Raw genomic sequence first — 24081 nt, forward strand, 5'->3', positions numbered from 1 at the left:
TAGATTAATTGGTTAACAGTTAATTAAAGTAATTTGAACTATGAAAAAATCCAAAAAAGACTTTATTTCAGGGAATCTGAATTCACTGATTTTGCGGTATTTATTATTCCTGTTTTGTTTCCTATTAACCACAGGAAATATTTATGCTCAAACGAAAACTATTTCAGGAATTATAAAGGACGAAGCCAATGAACCGCTGATTGGCGTTACTGTACAAATAAAGGGAACAAACAATGGTACTATTACCGATATCGATGGTAGATATACTATTGCAGCTGCTACAGGCAATGTTTTAGTATTTACGTATGTGGGAATGCAAACACAAGAAGTAACTGTTGGCTCACAAGCAAGTATCGATGTAGTTATGAAAAACGACAGCCGGATGCTTGCCGAAACAGTCGTGATCGGTTATGGTAGTGCAAAAGCAAAAGACTTGACATCTCCTATTGCTACTATCAAAGGGGATGATGTCAACAGGCATCTTACAGCATCGCCGATGCAAGCAATGCAGGGTAAAGTACCCGGACTACAGGTAATCAACACCGGTCAGCCGGGAAGTTCGCCTAAAGTACGTATCCGTGGTGTCGGAAACTATGATGATTCTAAAACCGGACCCTTGTATGTTGTAGATGGTATGTTCTTCGATAATATCGACTTCTTGAATAACAGTGATATCGAAAACATGAGCGTACTCAAAGACGCTTCTTCTGCTGCTATTTATGGAGTACGTGCAGCGAATGGAGTTATCATTGTTACAACTAAAAAAGGCTTGACAGACAGAAAACCTCAGGTTACTTATGATGGTTACTTTGGTTTGCAAAAAGCTTCTAACCTGGTAAAGATGGCTAACTCTCAGCAATATGCGACAGTGATGAAAGAAATCGGTAATACAAATACTATCGATCAGTCTATCGCTAAGTTTGGTGGTGCTAATGGTATTCCCTCTGTAAATACCGATTGGTATGACGAAATATTGAGAGTAGCACCTATGCATAGCCATGCTATAAATGTTAACGGAGGTGGAGAAAAAACAACGTATTCAATCGGTATTAGTTATTTGAACCAGAAAGGTATCTTGGATAGCGACAATGGTTATGAGAGATTAAATATGCGTTCTAAAGTAGATATAGGTATCACCAACTGGTTGAAAGTAGGAGGTAGCTTTATTGTTGTAAACAGTGATCAAAAGCTTGCAAATAACAGTGCTTTTGGCAATGCGTATACATCACCTTCTATATATCCGGCTTATGATGCGAATAATAGCATTGCATCGCCTACCAAATATGGATCGGCACAAGATGTAGGGCTAACAAACTACTTTTGGAATCCGGTGGCTATTGCTGATTATTACAACAACAAAGTGGGGGTGACAGAAGTTCTTCCGGCACTTTACATGGAGTTGTCTTTCTTAGAAAATAAGTTGACATTCAGAACTTCTTACAATCAGGATTTGTCTTTCCAACGCAATCGTTTATTCTTACCGATATATACTGTTTCGGCCAGTCAACAAAATAAGAAAACGCAGTTGACTAAATCTCAGAAATATACAAACAATTGGTTGATAGATAATATCCTGACATATAGAGACACTTTTGATGAGAAACACAATGTGACTCTGATGGCAGGTAATTCTATAAGAAAAGAGAGATGGGAAAGAATGCGCTTGCAAGGCGAAGGTATCCCTGATGGAAGAGACGAGTACTGGTACTTACACAACGGTTCTATTATCGAACAAGGAGCAGATGCGGATACTTGGTACGACAATGCAGAAGAAAATAGAGGCGCTTCGTTTTTCGGACGTTTGATGTATGACTATGCAGGCAAATATTTATTATCTGCTACATTCCGTGCCGATGGTAGCTCCAAGTATCAACAAAAGTGGGGATATTTCCCTTCTGTAGGTCTTGGATGGGTGCTTTCGGAAGAAAACTTTATGAAGAATCAGAAAGTATTTGACTTCCTGAAATTAAGAGGAAGTTGGGGTATGCTAGGTAACGATAAGATACAACGAAATGATGGATTTGCTTCCATTACTCAAGAAACCGGATATTTCAACGGACAGATTATGCCGGGTACATCCAGCCTTTCGTTCTTCTCTTCTCTGAAATGGGAGAAAGTAGAAGAATTGGATTTCGGTTTGGACTTTACTGTTCTGAATAACCGTTTATCCGGAGAACTTGATTATTACAAACGTACTACAAAAGATGCTGTGTTCTTGAAGACACTTCAGTTAGGAGCCGGATCATTATTAATGAATAACGGTGAGATCCAAAACTCGGGTTTAGAAGTTTCTCTAAACTGGGAAGACAAGATCGGACGTGATTTTACTTACAATGTTGGTGTAAATATGTCGACTTTAAAAAATAAAGTCACTCACCTTGATGGTTTGGAACGCATAATTACATCCGGAGACTATGGCCGTATCAGACAGATTGGTCAGACAGTAGACTCTTACTATGGATATGTAATGGAAGGTATTTATCAGAATCAGGCAGAAATTGATAATGATAAAACTTTAACAGATATTGCCAGCAAACCGGTTCCGGGAGACATTAAGTTTAAAGATATAGATGGCGACGGAAAACTGACAGACCAAGACAGAACTTTGCTCGGTTCACCACTGCCTAAGTTTTTCTTGGGTGGTAATATCGGGTTCACTTACAAAGCTTTTGATTTTAGTACAGCATTCCAAGGGCAATTTGGTCATAAGATTTTGAATCAAAAACGGTTCTTGAGACAAAAACAAACAGATATAAATTTCGACGAAGATATCGTTAAAAACCGTTGGACAGGTGAAGGCTCTACAAACAAATATGTATCAGGCGCAGCTTTGGGGCATACATGGACATATAGCCGCTTCAACTCATTCTTTGTTGAAAGTGCCAATACATTTACGATTCAGAATATACAGTTGGGATATACTTTCCAGAATATTTTTCCTCAGAGTGGAAACAAATCTAGCTTAAGAGTAAGTTTTACGGCAGAAAGACCATTCAATTTCTTCTCCTATAATGGATTTACTACAGACGTGGCTGATGGAATAGATAACGATGTTTATCCTTTAACCTCAACTTACAGTATTGGTTTCAGATTGGTATATTAATTAAAGAAATAAGAAATTATAGTTATGAAATTTTATATATACATTATATCAGCATTATTGTTATTAAGCAGTTGTAGCGACTGGCTAAATAAGGAACCCGAAAATGTATTAGATGTCGAGGGGCTTGATTATACTCTGACCGAAAATATGAACCAGCCGCTAATCGGTATCTATGCACGTATGCGTGGAGGAAGTGGACTTAGTTTCTGGGGAAGACTTGGCCTACTGAGCGTAAGAGGTGATGATATAAATAAAGGTTCTTCACCTTCCGATCAGGGAGAGTTAAACTATGCAAAGTCATTCGAATACAATCAGCTTGGTGGATATTGGGCATTAAACTCATCATGGACAGGATTATACAATTTGGTATTGAGTTGTAACTCTGCTTTGGTAGACCTGAATAGATATAACGAGTATACAACAACCGAGGCTGATAAAAAACTGAATACTCAATATCAGGCAGAGGTACGTTTTATCAGAGCTTTTGCTTATTTTCAGATAACCAGATTCTGGGGCGATGCATTGCTTGTTACCGATAACAAAGAAGTATTAGGTACACTTAATGTTACCCCTCGGGCTGATATCTACAAGTTTATTAATGATGAGATGGATTTCTGTGAAGCCAATCTTCCGGCTTTACGTCCTAACGAAATGCCTCTGAAAGGTCAGGTTACTAAATATACAGCTCTGGCACTGAGGGCAAAAGCAAACTCTGATATCAACAATTGGGATGCTGTACTATCTGCAACAAATGAGATTATCAACAGTAACAAGTTTGAGCTTTATCCCGATTTTTATGATTATTTCAAAAAGCCGGGATGCTTATCAAACGAAAATTTATTCGAACTACAATACGGTTTGGTTGGTAGCACAGCAATAGAGTCTGATGCGTGGTTTGCATTCCAAGGCCCAAGAAATGGATTTGTAGGAACAAATATTGAAGGAGGCTGGGGCTTCATGGTTCCAAGTGCTTCTTTAGAGAAACTATTCCAAGACAGGGGGGAGACCGTACGTAAAGAAACTACTTTCTTGTATGCCGGATCTACAACCAAGGAAGGGGATGTGCTAAAACCAAGTACAGCAGCAGACGGAAACGATCGAGTATTTAATGGAAAAGTGTATCTGCCTAGCACTCAGCTTCCGGAAGGAAGAACAGGGTATGGATTTGGTAATAACATCCGTGTGATGAGATATGCAGACATCCTTCTATTGAATGCCGAAGCAAAAGTTCGTAAAAATGAGAATGGGGATGCTCCTTTCAACTTGGTGAGAACCAGAGCAAAAATGCCAACATTGACAAATGTTACATTGGATCAGATTTTGGAAGAAAGACGAGTTGAATTAGCGTGCGAATGGGGCGAACGATTCTTTGATCTTGTTCGTACAGGTAAGGCTGCCGGAACACTTCCGGGATTTACCGAAGGTAAGTCCGAATTTTATCCGATACCTCAAGCTCAAAAAGATTTGAATCCAAATCTTAAATAAGAAACTATCAGGAGAGGATACTCAGTACTTGAAAAGGTGCTGGGTATTCGTCTCTTCTTGTACTGAATATATTGTAATGTGTAAGTTTTTATTATCAACGTAAATGCCATATCATGAAATTAAGAATTATTTTCTGTCTGTTAGTTATAAGATGTTTATCTGCTCCCGCGCAAGAACCGGAATACGATCACATTTTTTTTGACAATGGTTTGATGGCAGGGCGTTACTATTACAGTAGAGCCGATTATACATCTCCTAGCTATATTCAGAATATAGAAAATAAACTACCGGTATCCGAAAAGGAATACTTTACAGCAAAAAACTCACTGTTATTAAACTATGTGTCTGCACCTAATGGAAGCTGGTCGGCGTCGATTCTTTATCATGATTGGCGGGGAAAAGACTTTGTGAAAGAGGGTAAATCTCTGGACTTTAAATTATTTGTCAAATCGGGAACAGAAGCAGAAGAATTACCTCTTATTGCCATAGGTGCTATTAACAAGAAAGAAACAACTACATCGTCCTTTATCAACTTTAACGACTATATATCTCAATTCAAACAAGAGGAATGGGTATCAGTATCCATCCCTCTATCTGAATTTAAAAATTTAAGCTACACAAATACAAAAGAAATAAAAGAAGTTCTTTTCAAACAAAATTCACAAGACGGAAAAGAGCATACTTTATATATAGATCAGGTAGAATTAAGTCCTATCCAAAAACCTGTTTCAAACGTGATAGTCCCGGCGATAAAAGCAAAGGCCTATGAGCGTCATGTAGACTTGTGGTGGGATAAATCAGGGTTGGAAAATATAAAATATATCAAAATATATCGCTCCGAAGATGGGAGAGAGTTCAAGCAGGTAGGCATACAATATCCTTATACAGGTCGTTATGCAGATTTCACAAACGAACCGAATAAGACATTCAGCTACCGCATTGCTTGTGTAAATTATGACTATTCCGAATCACAACCATCTAATATCGTAGAATCAACAACCCGATATATGACTGACGAGCAACTCTTGGATATGGTGCAGGAAGCCTCGTTCAGATATTATTGGGATGGCGCAGAACCAAATTCAGGGCTAGCCCTCGAAAATATTCCGGGACGTAGAAATATGATTGCAACAGGAGCTTCTGGTTTTGGGATGATGGCAATTGTAACCGGTGTAGAGAGAGGATATATCACTCGCGAAGAAGCCATACAACGGTTCAAAAAAATAGTCGCATTTCTCGACAAAGCCGAAACTTTTCATGGAGGCTATGCTCATTTTATAGATGGAACAACAGGTAAAGTGGAACCATTTTTCGGAATGCGTGACAATGGAGCCGATATGGTAGAAACATCCTTTTTGTTTCAAGGGCTATTAACAGCCCGTCAATACTTTGACAAGAACAGTGATGATGAGAAATACATCCGAAATACAATCACCAAACTATGGAAAAATATAGAATGGGATTGGTTCAAAAAGACAAAAGACAGTAAATATTTGTATTGGCACTGGTCTCCGGATCAGGAATGGGTGATAAACCACAATCTTATCGGCTGGAACGAGACAATGATAACTTATTTGCTGGCAATAGCCTCACCAACCCACGGTGTAGGCAAAGACATGTATTATTCGGGATGGGCTAGTCAGGAAAAGCTGGCGCAGGATTATCGTGCCGACTGGGGACAAACACGTGATGGGGCAATGTACTCGAACGGAAATACATATTTCGGAGTAAAGCTCGATGTGGGGGTGTCTAATGGTGGGCCATTGTTTTTCATACACTATTCATACTTGGGGCTTGATCCGCACAAGATAAAAGATAAATATGTTTCTGAAAATTACTTCGAGAACTTTCGGAATATAGCTCTTATAAACTACCGTTACTGTGTAGAGAATCCTAAAAAGAATATCGGATATGGAGCAGATAATTGGGGTCTTACGGCGAGTGATGGGCCTTGGGGGTATTGTGCTGCCGAGCCGGTAGATCATCAGGATGCGGGAACGATGGCACCGACAGGGGCTTTGGCCTCATTCCCTTATCTGCCAGAGCAATCGATGGCGGCATTGAAGAATTATTATCGTAATTATGGTTCTTTCTTGTGGGGTGAATATGGTTTCCGTGATGCGTTCAATCTGAACGAGAATTGGTGTGCTAACATTTATATGGGGCTTAACCAAGCTCCGGTAACGGTGATGATAGAGAATTACCGTACAGGACTTATTTGGAATTTGTTTATGAAAGATCCCGATGTTCAGCGAATGGTAAAAGAAGTGTTTATTAAATAAATTGAAGATGAGATTGAATTGGATTACATCTTTTGCTTTGCTCTGTCTGCTTATATTTACGGGCTGTGGTAAAGACAAAGATCAGAGGGATGCTGAGGTGGATAAATTTGTTGATGACTTGCTTAGCCGAATGACTTTGGAAGAAAAAATCGGGCAAACGGTTTTATATACCAGCGGTTATGATGTTATAACAGGCCCCACAGTTGACCCAAACTACAAAGAATACCTCAAGAAAGGAATGGTTGGAGGTATCTTTAATGCTGTTGGTGCGGACTATACACGTAGTCTGCAAAAAATAGCTGTCGAAGAAACCCGTTTAGGTATTCCTCTCATCTTTGGTTACGATGTGATCCATGGACAGCGAACTATCTTTCCTATTCCTTTTGCCGAATCATGCAGTTGGGATCTCGAAGCTATGGAACGTTCTGCTAGAATTGCCGCTTCCGAGGCTACAGCCGAAGGTATAAACTGGATATACGCTCCGATGGTCGATATCTCTCGTGATCCTCGTTGGGGACGTGTAGCCGAAGGTGCGGGTGAGGATGTTTATTTAGGCTCGTTAATTGCAGCAGCACGTGTAAAAGGGTTTCAAGGGGATAATCTATCGGCTGTAAATACTGTAGTTGCCTGTGTGAAGCATTATGCTGCTTATGGGGCGACTATGGCAGGGAGAGATTACAATACGGTGGATATGTCTCTCAATGAACTGTGGAATACATATCTTCCTCCATTCAAGGCTGCACTCGATGCCGGATGTGGTACGATAATGACCTCATTCAATGATTTGAACGGAATACCAGCCACAGGGAATAAATACTTGCTGAAGGACATTCTTCGTGATAAATGGAATTTCAATGGATTTGTAGTTACAGACTATACCTCTATCAATGAAATGATACCGCACGGATATGCTAAAGATGAGAAGCATTCTGCTGAAATAGCGATGAATACCGGTGTAGATATGGACATGCAGGGAGGTGTGTATATGAATCATCTGAAAACTCTTATAGATGAAGGAAAAGTTTCGGAGAAGGATGTAACCGAGGCGGCTCGGGCAATTCTGAAAATAAAATATAAGTTAGGACTGTTTGAAGATCCGTATAGATATTGTGACGCCAACAGAGAGAAAACCGATATTCTCACGCCTGCAAATAAAGAGGCTGCCCGGGACATGGCACGTAAATCGATGGTTCTTTTAAAGAATGACAAGCAGATTTTACCATTGAAAGAAAATAAGAGAATAGCACTGATTGGTCCTTTGGCGAAAGATAAATATGAAATATTGGGTTGTTGGTCTGCAATGGGAAATCGTGATACGATTCCCGTAAGTGTGTATGATGGTTTGGTTGAAGCCATCGGTAAAGACAAAATGTCTTATGCCAAAGGCTGCGATATCCAGAGTGATGATACGAAAGGGTTTGCCGAAGCTGTTAGAGTAGCTTCCGCTTCTGATGTTGTGGTGATGGTGATGGGTGAGTTTCATAATATGTCTGGAGAAAATAATTCCCGCACAAACTTATCACTTCCCGGTGTTCAAGTGGATTTGCTCAAAGCGATAAAAAAGACCGGAAAGCCTGTCGTTCTTGTATTGATGAATGGACGGCCGTTGACTATAAATTGGGAAAAGGATAACTTGGATGCAATCTTGGAGGCTTGGTTTCCCGGTACAATGGGTGGCGCAGCTATTGCTGATGTGCTCACAGGGAAATATAATCCGTCAGGAAAACTAACAATGACATTCCCTCAAAATGTAGGACAAATACCTTTATTCTATAATCACAAGAATACGGGTCGTCCTTATGATCCCAATGTTCCTCAGTTTGCATATGGATCTCGTTATTGGGACGTTTCTAACGAACCTCTTTATCCATTTGGATATGGACTGAGCTATACAACATTTACCTATTCAGACTTAACGTTATCGTCAAAAGAGATAACAAAAGACAGTCCGCTTAAAGTAAGTGTAAAACTTACCAACTCGGGCGAATATGACGGAGAGGAAGTTGTACAGCTTTACACGCGTGATCTGGTAGGAAGCGTTACGCGCCCTGTGAAAGAATTGAAAGTATTCAAAAAAGTATTCTTGAAAGCCGGCGAGTCGAAAGTAATAGACTTTACCTTATCTGTGAATGATTTGAGATTCTATAACTCACAGCTTGAGTATGTCTACGAGCCGGGAGACTTCCATCTTTTTGTGGGCGGAAGTTCGGATACGAAATTAAAAACAGAATTTACATTAAAATAGCAATATGAAGAAACTTATTACAACTGTTTTGCTTGGGTGTACCCTGATCGCTAATGCACAGCAGAACCAAAACACAAAGATGGATCGCTTTATAGATGATCTGATGAGCAAAATGACTATTGAAGAGAAAATAGGTCAGCTCAACTTGCCCGGTTCGGGAGATATTGTAACAGGACAGGCAAAGAATAGCGATATTGCAGGCAAGATTAAAAAAGGGCTTGTTGGAGGCCTTTTCAATATAAAAGGTGTTGAAAAAATAAAAGATGTGCAACGGGTTGCCGTCGAAGAAAGCCGTTTAGGGATTCCTCTTATTTTTGGGATGGATGTTATTCACGGATACGAAACGGTATTTCCAATTCCATTGGGGTTGTCTTGTTCTTGGGATATGGATGCTGTTGAAAAATCAGCACGCATAGCAGCGATCGAGGCCAGTGCCGATGGTATTTGCTGGACATTCAGCCCGATGGTGGATATATCGAGAGATCCTCGCTGGGGACGTGTATCTGAAGGCAATGGCGAAGACCCTTACTTAGGCGGGCAAATAGCCAAAGCTATGGTAAGAGGGTATCAGGGAGTAGGAGACAAAACGTTTACGTCTAACAATCAGATTATGTCCTGTGTAAAACATTATGCACTGTATGGGGCAGGAGAAGCCGGACGAGATTATAATACGGTAGACATGAGTCGCCAGCGCATGTATAATGAATATTTCTACCCATATCAGGCAGCAGTAGAAGCAGGTGTAGGTAGCGTAATGGCATCATTCAACGAAGTAGACGGAGTTCCGGCTACAGGCAACAAGTGGCTGATGACAGATGTGTTGCGCAAACAATGGGGATTCAATGGGTTTGTGGTAACAGACTTTACAGGGATCAACGAAATGGTAGATCATGGTATCGGCGATTTGCAAACCGTATCGGCTCGTGCACTTCGTGCTGGTATCGATATGGATATGGTTGGTGAAGGTTTTCTTACAACTTTGAAGAAGTCGTTAGATGAAGGGAAGATAACCGAAGCAAATGTAAATAGGGCATGTCGTCTTGTCCTTGAAGCAAAATATAAGTTAGGATTATTTACCGACCCTTATAAATATTGCGATGTGAACAGGGTAAAGAAAGAAGTATATACACCCGAACATCGTGCTCTTGCCCGTAAGATAGCAGCAGAAAGCTTTGTTTTGCTCAAAAATGACAATGTATTGCCTTTGAGTAAAAAAGGTACGATTGCCGTTGTTGGACCATTAGGAAATACCCGTGAAAATATGCCCGGAACATGGAGTGTAGCAGCAGATTTCAATAAAGCTACAACAGTCGTTGACGGACTAAAAGCGGTTGTTGGCAACAAAGCGAATGTAGTTTATGCAAAAGGTAGTAATTTAACTACCGACCCGGTGTTGGAACAAAGAGCAACTCTTTTTGGAAGGGACTTGCAGCGTGATGGACGTACAGAAGAAGAATTAAGAAATGAAGCATTACAAATAGCAAAGAATGCAGATGTAATTATAGCTGCATTGGGCGAATCGTCAGAGTATAGCGGCGAGTCGAGCAGCCGTTCCGAAATTGGCATTCCTGATATTCAACAACGCTTGTTAAAGGAGTTATTGAAAACAGGTAAACCTGTCGTTTTAGTATTGTTTACAGGCCGTCCGTTGACTCTTACATGGGAAAATGAAAATGTTCCTGCAATACTCAACGTGTGGTTTGGCGGAACCGAAGCCGCTTATGCAATTGGAGATGTTCTGTTTGGAGATGTAAATCCGAGTGGAAAGCTTACTACCACATTCCCTCAGAATGTAGGACAAATTCCATTATATTACAATCATAAAAATACAGGTCGTCCATTAGCCGACGGTAAATGGTTCGAAAAATTCCGCAGCAATTATCTTGACGTATCAAACGATCCTTTGTATCCGTTCGGGTTTGGACTTAGCTACAGTAAATTCGACTATAGTGATGTGAAACTTAGTTCGACACAGATAGATGCAAATGGAGAATTAATGGCGAGTGTGACAGTAACGAATAAGAGTAAAGTAGACGGAGCGGAAATAGTGCAACTATATATTCGCGATGTTGTGGGAAGTGTAACCCGTCCGGTAAAAGAACTGAAAGGTTTTGAGAAAGTTTTCATCAAAGCGGGAGAATCTAAGACAGTCGATTTTAAGATAACACCCGAAATGTTGAAGTTCTATGACTATGATCTTAACTTTGTTTTCGAACCCGGAGACTTTGATGTGATGATCGGGGGCAATAGCCGTGATGTGAAAAATGCCAGATTTACGTTGAAATAATGAATCTTATGAAAATAATACAGGCTATTTTTGTCTCCGGACTTGCTCTCTGTCTATTAAACTGTGCTAATAATAAAGATAAAAATGTAGCAGTGGAAGCTTCTGCAATATCTGATGAAGCATTAATAGATACAGTCCAGCGGAAGACATTCCAATATTTCTGGGATGGGGCAGAGCCTATGAGCGGTATGGCTCGTGAACGTTTCCATGTAGATGGAGACTATGGCAAATATGACAAAAATACCGTGACATCAGGTGGTAGTGGTTTTGGGATAATGGCTATTATCTCCGGCATAGAGCGAGGATATATCACCAGAGCACAAGGCTTAGAAAGATTTAATAAGATAATTGGTTTTCTCGAAAAAGCAGATTCTTTTCATGGTGTATTTCCTCACTGGTGGAATGGAGAAACAGGTAAAGTAGTAGGGTTCAGTGATAAAGACAATGGTGGAGATTTGGTGGAAACGTCATTCCTTTTTCAAGGTCTTCTTGCTGTGCACCAATATTATATAAACGGAACACATGAAGAAAAAGCTCTTGCGGCACGTATCGATAAACTTTGGAAGGCTGTAGACTGGAATTGGCATCGCAATGGTACAAACCAATTGTACTGGCACTGGAGTCCTGAGCATTCTTGGGAAATGAATTTTTCTATACATGGTTATAATGAATGTCTTATAACATTTATTCTTGCCGCTTCATCTCCTACTCATGGTGTTCCTGCAAGTGTGTATGAGCAAGGATGGGGGGAGAATGGAAAGATTATCGGCCCGCATGAGGTAGAAGGTTACAAGTTGAATATGCGTTATCAGGGTACAGAGGTAGGGCCTTTGTTCTGGGCACATTATTCTTTCTTAGGCTTAGACCCAAGAGGACTAAAGGATAAGTATGCAGATTATTTTGAAGAAATGAAAAATTATACGCTGATAAACAGGGCGTATTGCATCCGAAACCCGAAAGGATATAAAGGTTATGGTGATGACTGTTGGGGGCTGACTGCCAGCTATTCGGTAAAAGGATATGCGGCTCATGAGCCAACCGAAAGAGGAGATCTTGGCGTGATAACGCCTACTGCCGCACTATCTTCTATTGTTTATACTCCCGAAGAGTCGATGAAGGTGATGAGGAAACTGTATAGTATGAGAGATAAATTGATGGGGCCTTATGGTTTTTATGATGCTTTTAGTGAAACTGACAACTGGTATCCTCAGAAGTATTTGGCAATAGATCAGGGTACAACTGTGGTGATGCTGGAAAATTACCGAACAGAATTATTGTGGAATCTGTTTATGAGTCATCCGGATGTTCAAAACGGACTGAAGAAATTGGGATATGAATCCCCTCATTTGAAGTAATGTGTTATTTTAAGATATGAAAAGATTAAGTATATTATTGTTATTTATTACAGCGACTTTCTGGCTGTCGGCACAGCAAAAAACGTATTGTAATCCTATCAATATTGATTATGGATATGGCCCTATTCCCAACTTTCTGACATGGGGAAAGCATCGTGCCACGGCAGATCCTGCAATTGTGAATTATAAAGGAGATTACTATCTGTTTTCTACCAATCAAACAGGGTATTGGTGGAGTAGCGATATGTCTGACTGGCATTTTGTATCACGTCATTTTCTTACACAAGAGGCTATTGACAATACGCCAAATAAGTGGGATGATCTTTGTGCCCCAGCAGCATGGGTACAAGGCGACTCGCTCTGTGTGTTCGGTTCTACTTATTCTCGCCTTTTTCCTATTTGGGTGAGTACCAATCCCAAGGGCAATGAGTGGAGTAAAGCCGTAGAACGATTCGATATCGGGGGCTGGGATCCAGCTTTCTTTATTGACGATGACGAGCGTCTTTATATGTATAACGGGAGTAGCAATGTATATCCATTGTATGGCATAGAACTCAATCGCAGTAATTTTCAACCCATAGGAACACGCAAGGAACTCTTGCTGCTTGATGATGAGCGCATCGGTTGGCATCGGTTTGGAGAACATATGGATAATACTTTCCTAAAGCCGTTTATGGAAGGTGCATGGATGACAAAGCATAATGGAAAATATTACCTGCAATGGGGTGGTCCGGGTACTGAATTTAGTCACTATGGAGACGGTGTAGCAGTCAGTGACGGTCCTCTAGGATACTTTGAGCATGTATCTCTCCCGCTAAGTATGAAGGCCGGAGGTTTTATAAGAGGTGCGGGACATGGAGCTACATTTCAGGACAATTGGAAAAACTACTGGCATACCTCGACAATGGTGATCAATGTAAAAAATAATTTTGAGCGTCGCATCGGTATCTGGCCTGCCGGATTCGATAACGATGATGTCATGTATTGTAATACTGCATTTGGAGACTATCCTCACTATTTACCAAATGGTGAAGCAGATCATTTGCAGAGCCGATTTACCGGTTGGATGCTGTTGAACTATAATAAGCCGGTGCAAGTATCATCTACCCTTGGGGCTTTTTATGCAAATAACATAGTGGACGAAAATGTGAAAACATATTGGAGTGCTCAGACAGCGAACAAAGGAGAATGGCTGATTTCCGATCTGGGGCAAATTTCTACTGTACACGCCATACAGATTAACTATGCCGATCAGGATGTAGAGCTTATGGGCAAGCAAACAGGAACATATCATCAGTATATGATTTATTATTCTTTGGACGGGAAGAAGTGGAGCGTGCTGATTGATAAAAGTAAAAATCAGAAAGATGTGCCTCACGATTATGTGGAGTTGGCAAAACCTGTTGAGGCTCGTTATCTGAAGCTTGAGAATATACATATGCCGACCGGTAAATTTGCAATATCAGGATTCAGAGCTTTTGGACTAGGAAAAGGTGATAAGCCCAAAGCAGTGGGAGACTTCATTGTTTTACGGTCAGATATGACAGACAAACGTAACGGGTGGCTGAAGTGGAAACCTGTAGACGGAGCTTATGCTTATAATATATACATCGGGCAAGAGCCAGATAAACTCTATAACTGTGTAATGGTATATAATGTAAATGAATACTATTATCCGGGTATGGATAAAACAAAGCCTTACTATTTTGCGATAGAGGCTATTAATGAGAACGGCACATCTGAGTGGACTAGGGCTCAGGCTTTATAAAGGATTTTTTGGTAGTTTTAGTTGTAACTAAAAAACACTCGTAGTGATTTATGCGCTACGAGTGTTTTGTTTTTAGAAACAATGAGAATATTGTATTTCTATTCTGAATAGTTTTTTAAGATATCAGTTCTCCCAATATTTTTCTATTTCTTCCAATGTTTTCCCTGTTGTTTCAGGCACTAGCTTCCATACAATCAGAATGTAAGGAACACACATCACTGCAAAAAGTATAAATGTGCCTTCGGGGTGCAGATTGTCCAAGAACCAAGGCGTTAATTGCCCAATCAGATATGTGCCTATCCATAATGAGAATCCGGCGATTGACATAGCCAGACCACGCACTTTGATAGGATACATTTCGGATAATAACACCCAAATAACAGCACAAATAGATACCGCACAGAAAAAGATGTATGCAAGGAAGAATACCAACAAGAATATGTTTGATATACCCAAATCATTTCCTTTGATGAAATAAAACGCAATAAGAAGAAGCGAAACGATCATGCCCGATACTCCATAGTAAACCAGTTTCTTTCGTCCTACTTTGTCTATAATGAATATTGCCAGAATTGTTGTTAGCATGTTTACTAATCCTACAATCACCTGATAAAATAATGAGTCATCTCCTGATAAACCGCTACTCTCAAAAATGGAAGGGCCATAATAAAGAACCGCATTCACTCCCATAAACTGTCCTAACATAGCTATCGCTACACCTATAAGCACAGCCTTCATTATACCGGGTTTGAGAAGTAATCGCCAATTTGCTTTCGTTTCGCTACCTACTACTCTTTTTGTTTCGTTCATTTCATGTATTGCCGACTCTGTAGAACCATAGATGTGTGCCAAAATAGACTTAGCCTTTGTTTCTTTATTTTTTAATATCAGCCATCTCGGACTTTCGGGTATGAAGAAAATCACAATAAAGAATAATATTGCAGGTATAGCTGCCATACCCAGCATACCACGCCATACTTCGCTATGAAATATATAATATAATGTTGGATTCGTAAGTTGTTCTGCTCCGTTTGCTGAATAATTAAGTAGCCCGTAGTTTACCAGATATGCTCCTAAAAAACCTACTGTTACTGCTAACTGGTACAGTGAAACTAATCGCCCTCTGTATTCGGCAACTGAGATTTCTGAGATATAAAGCGGAGAAATAATCGATACCACACCGATACCTATACCTCCAATAATGCGAGCTATTACCAAATGATCGAAGTCGGATGAGATGGCACATCCAAAAGCTGATATAGTGAAGAGAATAGCTGCTACCAATAGTGTCCTTTTACGACCAAAATTATCACTGAGAACCCCTGCGCTCATCACTCCGAGTATAGAGCCCACAAGAGCACAGCCGACATACCAGCCTTGAGAAAGAGAATCTAACGAAAATTGTGCAGACACCTGCGCTATTGTTCCTGATATTACAGCAGTGTCGTACCCAAAAAGGAAACCTCCTAATGCTGCAACAACAGATAAGAAGCTGATGTACCTTATATTTATACTAGAATTCATAAAACTAATTTTTGTTATTATTTTATATCAAAATATTCTTTATACCTGTTATACAAATGTCCTGCCTGAAGATATGCAGACTGTGGACTCATAAAATGAGAAAACTCGAAGGTGATAGCTTTATCATAATTGGCTCGTTTGGCAGCTTCAAGTTTCATCCTAAGTTTATCAAACTTGATCGGTAAAAATTTGATAGGCATATCCCTGTCAAAGGTTTCTGCATTTGTCCAACACTTCAATCCGTATTTATCTGCCAATTTCTTATTCACCTCAAAGAATGCGTCTAACTCGTCATAGTCAATATGCCCATCTTGAAAGGCGCATGCATCAACAGAGCCTTTTATCCCGTCAAAGATTTCTCCCCATTCTTTTTCATGTTCTTGTACCGAAACCGATTCGGCCTTCGTTAACTGTCCTGATGCGGACATAACTGCTTTTTTGCCATCTATCCATGGGGAAATAAACGTGGGTAAACCATTCGATATATCTTTGCACTGCTTCCCCATTGCGGAGAAGGCATCAATAGCTCCCTTCGTTTTCCTGCTTATCTCACCACTGATATACCAACCACCGAAACTTTTATATTTTTCTCCATAGCTTTCCCAAACTTCATCTATTACATATTTATTATGTTCTATTTCGGATGAGAGGTCGCCTGTATCCCAATACTCTCCCGAGTCGTAAAGTCCAAAATAAAATTTCATTCCGTATTTGTCAGCTAATCGCAAATACATGTCTATCAAATCGACTGATGGCATGTAGCATCCTTTTTTCAATAAATATTTCGAAGGATATGTGATAAATTTGCGGTATCCCGAACGAATCAGTATGACGGTGTCGATTCCAATGTTTTTCATGTGTCGAAAATCGAGATCCCATTCTTTCTCTCCCCAATTTTGATGAGGTATATCGTGGGATATTTCATCCAGAAAAGTTCCTGTTATTCGAATCCCGTTTTCTTTGGGTACGATCAGGTTGCTTTGAATAGAAGTATCAGCTTCTAATATTTTACTATCTGTAGAAGTTGAACCTCTACACGAGGTAATTGCCGGAATTGCCATGGCCGATACCCCGCCCAGTGCAACCTTTTTTAAAAAATCTCTGCGATTATCTGCTTCCATTATATTACATTTGGTTAAATATATTGTATTTTATTATTCGGGAAGACTTGATGTTTATAAAATAAATATAAGTACTTCGAGATGATTTCAAGGATCATCACGTCTAATAATCCTTTTCTGGTTTTTAAAATAGAGAAAGAAATGTGTTCTTAGCTTTTCAAAAACAAATGTAGTAAATATATTTTTTATATCAATCTTATTTAATAAAAATATTAATTATATATATGGTGTTTTGTTTTTATGTTTATTATATTTGTTTGATTGATATCTCTCGCTTACAAGTCTAGAAAAGGTGTTTGCTTTATTGAAAAATCACGATTAATAATAGTTAGGTAAAAATCATTTAATATATAAGGGGAAGAGAGGGAAATAAATGGTTAATAATTTTTTTTAGTATATTTGCTTTGTGCTTAGATATTTCTTTGCAAGAAAAATACATAATTATCAAAAAGATATGAATATACAGCTGCTTCAGGAGATTGAAAGAGGAACAAAAAGTGCTCTGATTAAGAAAAATATAATAAACTACTATATTCAGAATGGGAGTTCTACAATAACTGAGCTGTCAAAAGAACTGGATTTAAGTATTCCTACTGTAACCAAGCTTATCGGTGAGATGTACGATGACGGGTATATAAATGACTATGGGAAGTTAGAAACAGCAGGTGGCAGGTATCCTAATCTGTATGGGCTTAATCCTGAATCGGGATATTTTATCGGGGTTGATATAAAGCAATCTGCTGTAAATATAGGTATTATAAACTTCAAGGGGGATATGATAGACCTGACGATGGGTGTGTCGTATCAGATGCAAAATACTCCGGAAGCATTAAATAAGCTTTGTAATATAATTCTTGATTTTATAGATAAGCAGACTGTTGATAAGAATAAGATATTGAATATCAATGTGAATATATCTGGTCGTGTTAATCCTGAATCCGGTTATAGTTATAGTATATTTTATTTTGAGGAAAGGCCTTTGGCTGATATTATATCCGAAAAATTGAACGGATATAAAGTGACTATAGATAACGACACACGAGCCATGACCTATGGAGAATATCTTGCGGGTTGTGTGAATAGCGAGAAAAATATCATTTTTGTAAATGTTAGTTGGGGACTTGCTATCGGTATTATCATTGATGGTAAGGTATATACAGGGAAATCCGGGTTTGCCGGAGAGTTTGGCCATATGAAAATATATGACAATGAAATTATCTGTCATTGTGGCAAAAAAGGGTGTCTTGAGACAGAAGCTTCGGGGCATGCCATGCATCGTCGTTTATTCGAACTGGCTCAAGAAGGGGGTTCATCTTTGCTGTCGGAGAAGATATTGAAAGGAGATAATGTTACGCTGGATGAAATCATAGCTGCTGTAAATAAAGAAGATGTTCTCTGCATAGATCTTGTAGAGGAGATAGGGCGAAAATTGGGAGAACAAATCGCCGGATTAATTAATGTGTTTAATCCTGAGATGGTTATAATAGGCGGAACTGTATCTATGACGGAGGATTATATAATGCAACCTATCAAAACTGCAATACGAAAATACTCTTTAAATCTTGTAAATAAAGATTCAACAATTAGTATCTCGAAGCTAAAAGATAAAGCCGGCGTTGTAGGGGCATGTCTGTTGGCGCGTACAAGGTTGTTTGAGATATATTAATTGATATTATAGCTGAAATACCCTATATCTTAGCGGAGCAGAGATGCTCTGAGAAGTAACAAGAAACCGAAAAGCTTTTAAATACACTTCTGTAGTTTAAAAGCTTTTCGGTTTTTGTATTTATTTTCTTTAAACAAAATAAGCCGTTTGGGCTTGCATTTCTGTCCTGTCTTTCATTCTTTGGTTGATTTTTTTGTGAATTCTAATCATATATAAATTCAATATTGGAGCTATAAAAATATCTCTGAAAGGGTAATTTGCTTCCTAAATTCTAAATCTTAAAACAAACTTAATAATAAAATATTTAATTATATATTGTGTATTTAATAAATATATGTATATTTGTCTCGTTGTATTAATAAAATATGGTTAACTGAAGAGTCTATATTGTAAACAAATCCCTTCTTTTATTATAATATAGATATAATAGTAAAAACATACACTCGGATATAGTAAAAAGATAAGCTTCTATAGATATTGAAATTAATATTTTATAAATAGGTATTGAAGAAAGTATTTAAAAAGGAACATGATGAAATTTCTACTCAAACAATCATTTATCGGTATTTTATATTTGCTGGGGTTTAATATGTCCTTGCAATCGCAAGATATAATAAGGGGGCAAATAAAATGTCAGGGAGAAAAGCTTGCGGATGTAGTTGTCTCTAATGGCTATGATTTTGCACTGACTGATATGGAAGGCAATTATTCCTTACCGCAAAACGCCAATGCTAAGTTTGTATATATATCAACTCCATCCGGCTATCTGCCACAAGCGAAAGGAAGCATCCCTTGCTTTTTTCAAAATATAGAAAGTTCAGATAAAGCGTATGATTTTGATTTGATAAAGAATTCTCTGGACGATAATAAGCATACTTTCATCGTTCAGGCAGATGTTCAGGTATCTAAAGAAAAGGATATAGAAGGATATGTAAGATACTTAAAAGATCTTCTTCAATATATTGATCAGAAAAAGAAAGGCAGTGACGTTTTTGTTTTAGACTGTGGAGATATAGTAGGTAATACTCCATCATTATACCCTTCATATATTCAGGCTTCGGATGCTTTAGGACTTCCATTTTATAGGAGTGTTGGTAACCATGATATGGAATATGGTGTACGCTCTCATGAGCATTCATACAAAACTTTTGAAAATTTCTTTGGCCCGATATATTATTCATTCAATAGAGGAAAGGCACATTACATCGTTCTCAACAACTGTTTTTACATTAATAGGCATTACCGTTATATAGGATATGTAGACGAACGCACCTTGCAATGGATAGAGAGAGACTTATCCTATGTTCCCAAAGATCATCTTGTATTCGTGGCTATGCATATTCCTTCCAGCTCAACAAAAGATATAAAATTCAATGCTTTATTGCCCGATGAAACCAGTAATGCTTCCAGCCTTTATGATCTCTTAGAAGGTTATGATGCTCATATATTTTCAGGGCATACTCACTATAATGGCAATGTTGTATTCAATAGCAGGCTAATGGAACATAACACAGCTGCTGTATGCGGGACTTTCTGGAAAGCAGATATATGTACAGACGGCACCCCTAGCGGCTGTGGCGTTTATGAAGTAGAAGGAAATAGAGTTACATGGAAATATAAAAGTATGGGATACCCTGATACATATCAGTTTAAAGGATATCCAATTGCTTCTTCTGAAGATTATCCTGAAGATATTGTTGCAAATGTTTGGAACTGGGATGAGTTATGGAAGGTAGAGTGGCACGAGAATGGCAAATATATGGGAACAATGAATCACTTTGAAGGATATGACCCTGAAGCTAAAATTATTTGCTTGGATAGAGAACGCGTAGAATATGATTGGATAACACCGATCAAAACGGACCATTTGTTTAGGGCAACACCTATAGATAAGAATGCAATCATTGAGATAAAAGTAACAGACCGTTTTGGAAATATATATAAACAAAAAGTTTCTACTGACAAGCACTAACAAATAAATCTAATTATAACAGCTAAAATATGAAAAGCTCAAATAAACTAGTTGCCTATAACATTGATGTTGAAGATATAAATATGTATAAAATTATGAATTTTAAGAAATTAGCAGATCTTTATAAAGAAGAGTTGTTAGAAAATGTTCTTCCCTTTTGGATAAAACACTCTCAAGACAAAGAGTTTGGTGGATATTTTACATGTCTTGACCGCGAAGGTAATGTTTTTGATACAGACAAATTTATTTGGTTGCAAGGCCGTGAAGTTTGGATGTTCTCAATGCTTTACAACAAAGTGGAAAAACGAGAAGAGTGGTTGGAATGTGCTATCCAAGGGGGCGAATTTCTTAAAAAATATGGTCATGACGGAAATTTCAATTGGTATTTTTCTCTCGATCGTGAAGGCAACCCTTTGGTTGAACCTTATAATATATTCTCTTATACCTTTGCCACAATGGCTTTTGGTCAGCTCAACCTTGCTACAGGCAATGAAGAATATGCAGATATAGCCCGCAAAACATTTGAGGTAATTCTTTCCAAAGTAGATAATCCGAAAGGCAAATGGAACAAGCTTTATCCCGGAACTCGCAACCTCAAAAACTTTGCGTTACCAATGATTCTGTGTAATCTGGCTTTGGAGATCGAGCATCTACTCACCGAAGAATATCTCAATAAAGTGATAGAAAGCTGTATCCACGAAGTGATGGATGTGTTCTATCGTCCTGAACTCGGTGGAATCATTGTAGAGAACGTATTCGATAACGGGGAATTGTCCGATTCCTTCGAAGGAAGATTGATGAATCCGGGACATGCTATAGAGGCTATGTGGTTTATAATGGATTTGGGTAAGCGTTTGAATAGACCCGAACTAATAGAGAAAGCGAAGAATACAACACTAACAATGCTCGAATATGGTTGGGATAAAAAATATGGAGGTGTTTTTTATTATATGGATCGTTTGGGTTATCCGCCTCAGCAATTAGAATGGGATCAGAAACTCTGGTGGGTACATATCGAATCTCTTATCTCTTTACTTAAAGGATATCAACTGACAGGTGACATTAAATGTCTCGAATGGTTTGAAAAAGTACATAGCTATACATGGGAGCACTTTAAAGATCAGGAACATCCCGAATGGTTTGGATACCTGAACAGACAGGGAGAAGTATTGCTTCCTCTCAAGGGTGGAAAATGGAAAGGATGTTTTCATGTTCCGCGCGGCTTGTACCAATGTTGGACCGTTTTAGAAAGTATTCTGAATCAAAAATAAACATTAGTAGCATAATGAAAAAGATAATAGTCGTTGGCAGTTCTAACACAGACATGGTAGTAAAATCCTCCCATCTTCCCGGCCCAGGGGAGACCGTACTCGGCGGAAATTTCCTAATGACTCAAGGAGGCAAGGGGGCTAATCAAGCTGTTGCAGTAAAAAGGATGGGAGGTAATCTTATATTCGTAGCCCGATTGGGTAATGACCTTTTTGGAGATCAAACGATAGAGGTCTTAGCAAAAGAGGGAATCTGTACAGAATATATTACTCGCGATAAGACGCATCCTTCGGGTGTTGCCTTAATAAATGTGGACGAAAAAGCCGAAAACACGATTGTTGTTGCTTCCGGAGCCAACTTACTATTAGACGAATCAGATATCGACAAGATCGAAGGTGAAATGAGTGAAGGAGGTATTCTTCTTATGCAATTAGAAAGTCCTATCGCTACAGTAGAGTATGCAGCAAAAAAAGCTTTTGAAAAAGGCATGAAAGTCATACTTAATCCTGCTCCGGCTCAGCACTTAGCCGAGTCTTTATATAATTACTTGTATATGATTACACCCAATCGAATCGAAGCAGAAATGCTTACAGGTATAAAAATTAATAATGATTCGGATATTGCTCTGGCTGCAGAAAAACTAAGCAAGAAGGGGGTGAAAAATGTAATTATAACCTTAGGCTCAAAAGGATGTTTTGTAAGAGAAGGGAACAACTCTTACAGTGTAGATTCTTTCAAAGTGAAAGCTGTAGATACCACGGCTGCCGGAGATACTTTTAATGGAGCATTGTGTCTAGGCATAGCAGAAAACATGGAACTTAAACAAGCTGTAAAGATGGCTTCGCAAGCCTCTTCAATAGCTGTAACGAGAATGGGCGCACAGTCGTCTATTCCTCACCGAAGCGAATTAGTATAACTATAGATATTAACACGATGGATCGACGCAATTTCTTAACGACTTTAGGTGCAGGAGCTGCCGGAATGCTACTTCCTAATATAAGTTTAGGAAGAACTTCTATAGAATCTGCCGGGGTATCACAGATAAAACCGATAGCCGGATCTTGGTTCGAATTTCAGCATCCCGGAGGAAAAGAAGGTGTATACTGGGATAATGATTTAAGGAACTTTACCGCTTCTCAGTGGCGCGAGAAAATCCGAGAGATTAGTGAAACCGGCATGGAATATCTCGTTATGATGAATGTTGCTGCTCATGGATTAGCTTTTTATGATAGCGAGTTAGCTCCCAAATTTAAAATGGGCTGTGATGATCCTATCGAAACCGTTTTGGCAGCAGCTGATGAGTTTGGTGTCAAGTTTTTTGTCAGCAACGATTTCTGGTCTATAGATCTTGATGCGGTCAAGATGATGACAGATAAAGAACTGGCTAAAAAACGAGCAAAATGTATGGAGGAAATATTTGCTAAATATGGTCACCATAAGAGTTTCTATGGCTGGTATTTCCCTAACGAGTCTTGGTTGGAGCCATATTTCGGAGAATATGTTATTCCTTATGTGAACGAATGCGCCCTGATTGCAAAATCTATGAATGCCAATTGTGTTAACCTAATTGCTCCTTATAATATTAAAGCTCAGAAATGTGACGACACTTTTGTTAAGCAACTGGAAGACCTTAATATAGAAATAGTAGCCTATCAGGATGGTGTAGGTGTAGGTGCTACAAAGTTAAGTGATTCTGCACGTTTCTTTGAAAATTTGAGTAAAGCTCATCAAAAAGCAGGACGCTCAAAAATATGGGCAGATATGGAACTCTTTTACTTTGAGCAAACAACGCATGGAAGTTTAATTGCTGCCGATTTCGAAACCCGGATTATTCATCAAATGGAGGCTATTTCTCCTTTTGTAGAGAAAATTCTGGTTTATCAGTATCTGGGTATAATGAACAAACCGGGCTCTCTGGCTCATGCCGGTTTGCGCGACGAAACAGTAAGATTGTATAACCAGTATATGAGCTGGTATAAAAAACAAAACTTCAAACGGTGAAAT

14 protein-coding genes are annotated in these 24081 nt (G+C 38.9%); 12 read left to right on the plus strand and 2 right to left on the minus strand.

What is annotated here, in order from left to right:
* Positions 1–40 precede the first annotated feature (40 nt).
* From E4T88_RS05720 to E4T88_RS05750, 7 genes are all read left to right on the plus strand, one after another.
* A complete protein-coding gene (locus tag E4T88_RS05720; RefSeq protein ID WP_135104520.1) occupies positions 41–3103 on the plus strand; it encodes a SusC/RagA family TonB-linked outer membrane protein in 3063 nt (1020 codons plus the stop codon).
* A 24-nt stretch (positions 3104–3127) separates the two neighbouring features.
* Positions 3128–4588: a RagB/SusD family nutrient uptake outer membrane protein gene (locus tag E4T88_RS05725; protein WP_135104521.1), complete on the plus strand. Its 1461-nt coding sequence runs from the start codon at positions 3128–3130 to the stop codon at positions 4586–4588.
* Positions 4589–4701: 113 nt separating this feature from the next.
* The gene (locus E4T88_RS05730; RefSeq protein WP_135104522.1) at positions 4702–6870 is read left to right on the plus strand and encodes a glucoamylase family protein; all 2169 of its coding nucleotides are present in this window, start codon (positions 4702–4704) and stop codon (positions 6868–6870) included.
* 7 nt (positions 6871–6877) lie between these two features.
* Positions 6878–9115, plus strand: coding sequence for a beta-glucosidase BglX (bglX, locus tag E4T88_RS05735; protein WP_135104523.1), 2238 nt, complete (start codon positions 6878–6880; stop codon positions 9113–9115).
* Positions 9116–9119: 4 nt separating this feature from the next.
* Positions 9120–11402 (plus strand): beta-glucosidase BglX, encoded by a 2283-nt coding sequence (bglX, locus tag E4T88_RS05740; RefSeq protein ID WP_135104524.1) that lies wholly within the window; start codon positions 9120–9122, stop codon positions 11400–11402.
* Positions 11403–11410: 8 nt separating this feature from the next.
* The gene (locus E4T88_RS05745; protein ID WP_438503325.1) at positions 11411–12757 is read left to right on the plus strand and encodes a glucoamylase family protein; all 1347 of its coding nucleotides are present in this window, start codon (positions 11411–11413) and stop codon (positions 12755–12757) included.
* A 16-nt stretch (positions 12758–12773) separates the two neighbouring features.
* Entirely contained in the window at positions 12774–14525 is a 1752-nt protein-coding gene (locus E4T88_RS05750; protein WP_135104526.1) for a discoidin domain-containing protein, read from the plus strand.
* 123 nt (positions 14526–14648) lie between these two features.
* On the opposite strand, the gene E4T88_RS05755 is transcribed toward E4T88_RS05750, so the two are convergent.
* Positions 14649–16049, minus strand: coding sequence for a sugar porter family MFS transporter (locus tag E4T88_RS05755; protein ID WP_135104527.1), 1401 nt, complete (start codon positions 16047–16049; stop codon positions 14649–14651).
* A 17-nt stretch (positions 16050–16066) separates the two neighbouring features.
* Positions 16067–17170: a DUF4434 domain-containing protein gene (locus E4T88_RS05760; protein WP_135104528.1), complete on the minus strand. Its 1104-nt coding sequence runs from the start codon at positions 17168–17170 to the stop codon at positions 16067–16069.
* 454 nt (positions 17171–17624) lie between these two features.
* Here E4T88_RS05760 and E4T88_RS05765 point away from each other — a divergent pair, with 454 nt between their 5' ends.
* The 5 genes from E4T88_RS05765 (at position 17625) to E4T88_RS05785 (ending at position 24078) form a co-directional block, all read left to right on the plus strand.
* Entirely contained in the window at positions 17625–18836 is a 1212-nt protein-coding gene (locus E4T88_RS05765) for an ROK family transcriptional regulator (protein WP_135104529.1), read from the plus strand.
* Positions 18837–19368: 532 nt separating this feature from the next.
* Entirely contained in the window at positions 19369–20808 is a 1440-nt protein-coding gene (locus E4T88_RS05770) for a calcineurin-like phosphoesterase C-terminal domain-containing protein (protein ID WP_185146736.1), read from the plus strand.
* Positions 20809–20903: 95 nt separating this feature from the next.
* Entirely contained in the window at positions 20904–22079 is a 1176-nt protein-coding gene (locus tag E4T88_RS05775) for a n-acyl-d-glucosamine 2-epimerase (protein WP_185146733.1), read from the plus strand.
* Between the two features lie 14 nt (positions 22080–22093).
* Complete coding sequence (rbsK, locus tag E4T88_RS05780) at positions 22094–22993, plus strand: ribokinase (RefSeq protein WP_135104532.1); 900 nt, start codon at positions 22094–22096, stop codon at positions 22991–22993.
* Positions 22994–23010: 17 nt separating this feature from the next.
* Positions 23011–24078 carry a DUF4434 domain-containing protein gene (locus tag E4T88_RS05785; protein ID WP_135104533.1) on the plus strand — a complete coding sequence of 356 codons (1068 nt, stop codon included), beginning with the start codon at positions 23011–23013 and terminating at the stop codon, positions 24076–24078.
* The last annotated feature ends 3 nt before the right edge of the window (positions 24079–24081 follow it).

Source organism: Dysgonomonas mossii, from assembly GCF_004569505.1.
Classification (GTDB): domain Bacteria; phylum Bacteroidota; class Bacteroidia; order Bacteroidales; family Dysgonomonadaceae; genus Dysgonomonas.

What these genes read in the sequence shown, in the direction of transcription:
- E4T88_RS05760 (WP_135104528.1), bottom strand. Translation starts at nt 17,170, where the DNA reads ATGGAAGCAGATAATCGCAGAGATTTTTTAAAAAAGGTTGCACTGGGC.
- E4T88_RS05765 (WP_135104529.1), top strand. Translation starts at nt 17,625, where the DNA reads ATGAATATACAGCTGCTTCAGGAGATTGAAAGAGGAACAAAAAGTGCT.
- E4T88_RS05720 (WP_135104520.1), top strand. Translation starts at nt 41, where the DNA reads ATGAAAAAATCCAAAAAAGACTTTATTTCAGGGAATCTGAATTCACTG.
- E4T88_RS05745 (WP_438503325.1), top strand. Translation starts at nt 11,411, where the DNA reads ATGAAAATAATACAGGCTATTTTTGTCTCCGGACTTGCTCTCTGTCTA.
- rbsK (WP_135104532.1), top strand. Translation starts at nt 22,094, where the DNA reads ATGAAAAAGATAATAGTCGTTGGCAGTTCTAACACAGACATGGTAGTA.
- bglX (WP_135104523.1), top strand. Translation starts at nt 6,878, where the DNA reads ATGAGATTGAATTGGATTACATCTTTTGCTTTGCTCTGTCTGCTTATA.
- E4T88_RS05775 (WP_185146733.1), top strand. Translation starts at nt 20,904, where the DNA reads ATGAATTTTAAGAAATTAGCAGATCTTTATAAAGAAGAGTTGTTAGAA.
- E4T88_RS05785 (WP_135104533.1), top strand. Translation starts at nt 23,011, where the DNA reads ATGGATCGACGCAATTTCTTAACGACTTTAGGTGCAGGAGCTGCCGGA.
- E4T88_RS05755 (WP_135104527.1), bottom strand. Translation starts at nt 16,049, where the DNA reads ATGAATTCTAGTATAAATATAAGGTACATCAGCTTCTTATCTGTTGTT.
- E4T88_RS05750 (WP_135104526.1), top strand. Translation starts at nt 12,774, where the DNA reads ATGAAAAGATTAAGTATATTATTGTTATTTATTACAGCGACTTTCTGG.
- E4T88_RS05770 (WP_185146736.1), top strand. Translation starts at nt 19,369, where the DNA reads ATGAAATTTCTACTCAAACAATCATTTATCGGTATTTTATATTTGCTG.
- E4T88_RS05725 (WP_135104521.1), top strand. Translation starts at nt 3,128, where the DNA reads ATGAAATTTTATATATACATTATATCAGCATTATTGTTATTAAGCAGT.
- bglX (WP_135104524.1), top strand. Translation starts at nt 9,120, where the DNA reads ATGAAGAAACTTATTACAACTGTTTTGCTTGGGTGTACCCTGATCGCT.
- E4T88_RS05730 (WP_135104522.1), top strand. Translation starts at nt 4,702, where the DNA reads ATGAAATTAAGAATTATTTTCTGTCTGTTAGTTATAAGATGTTTATCT.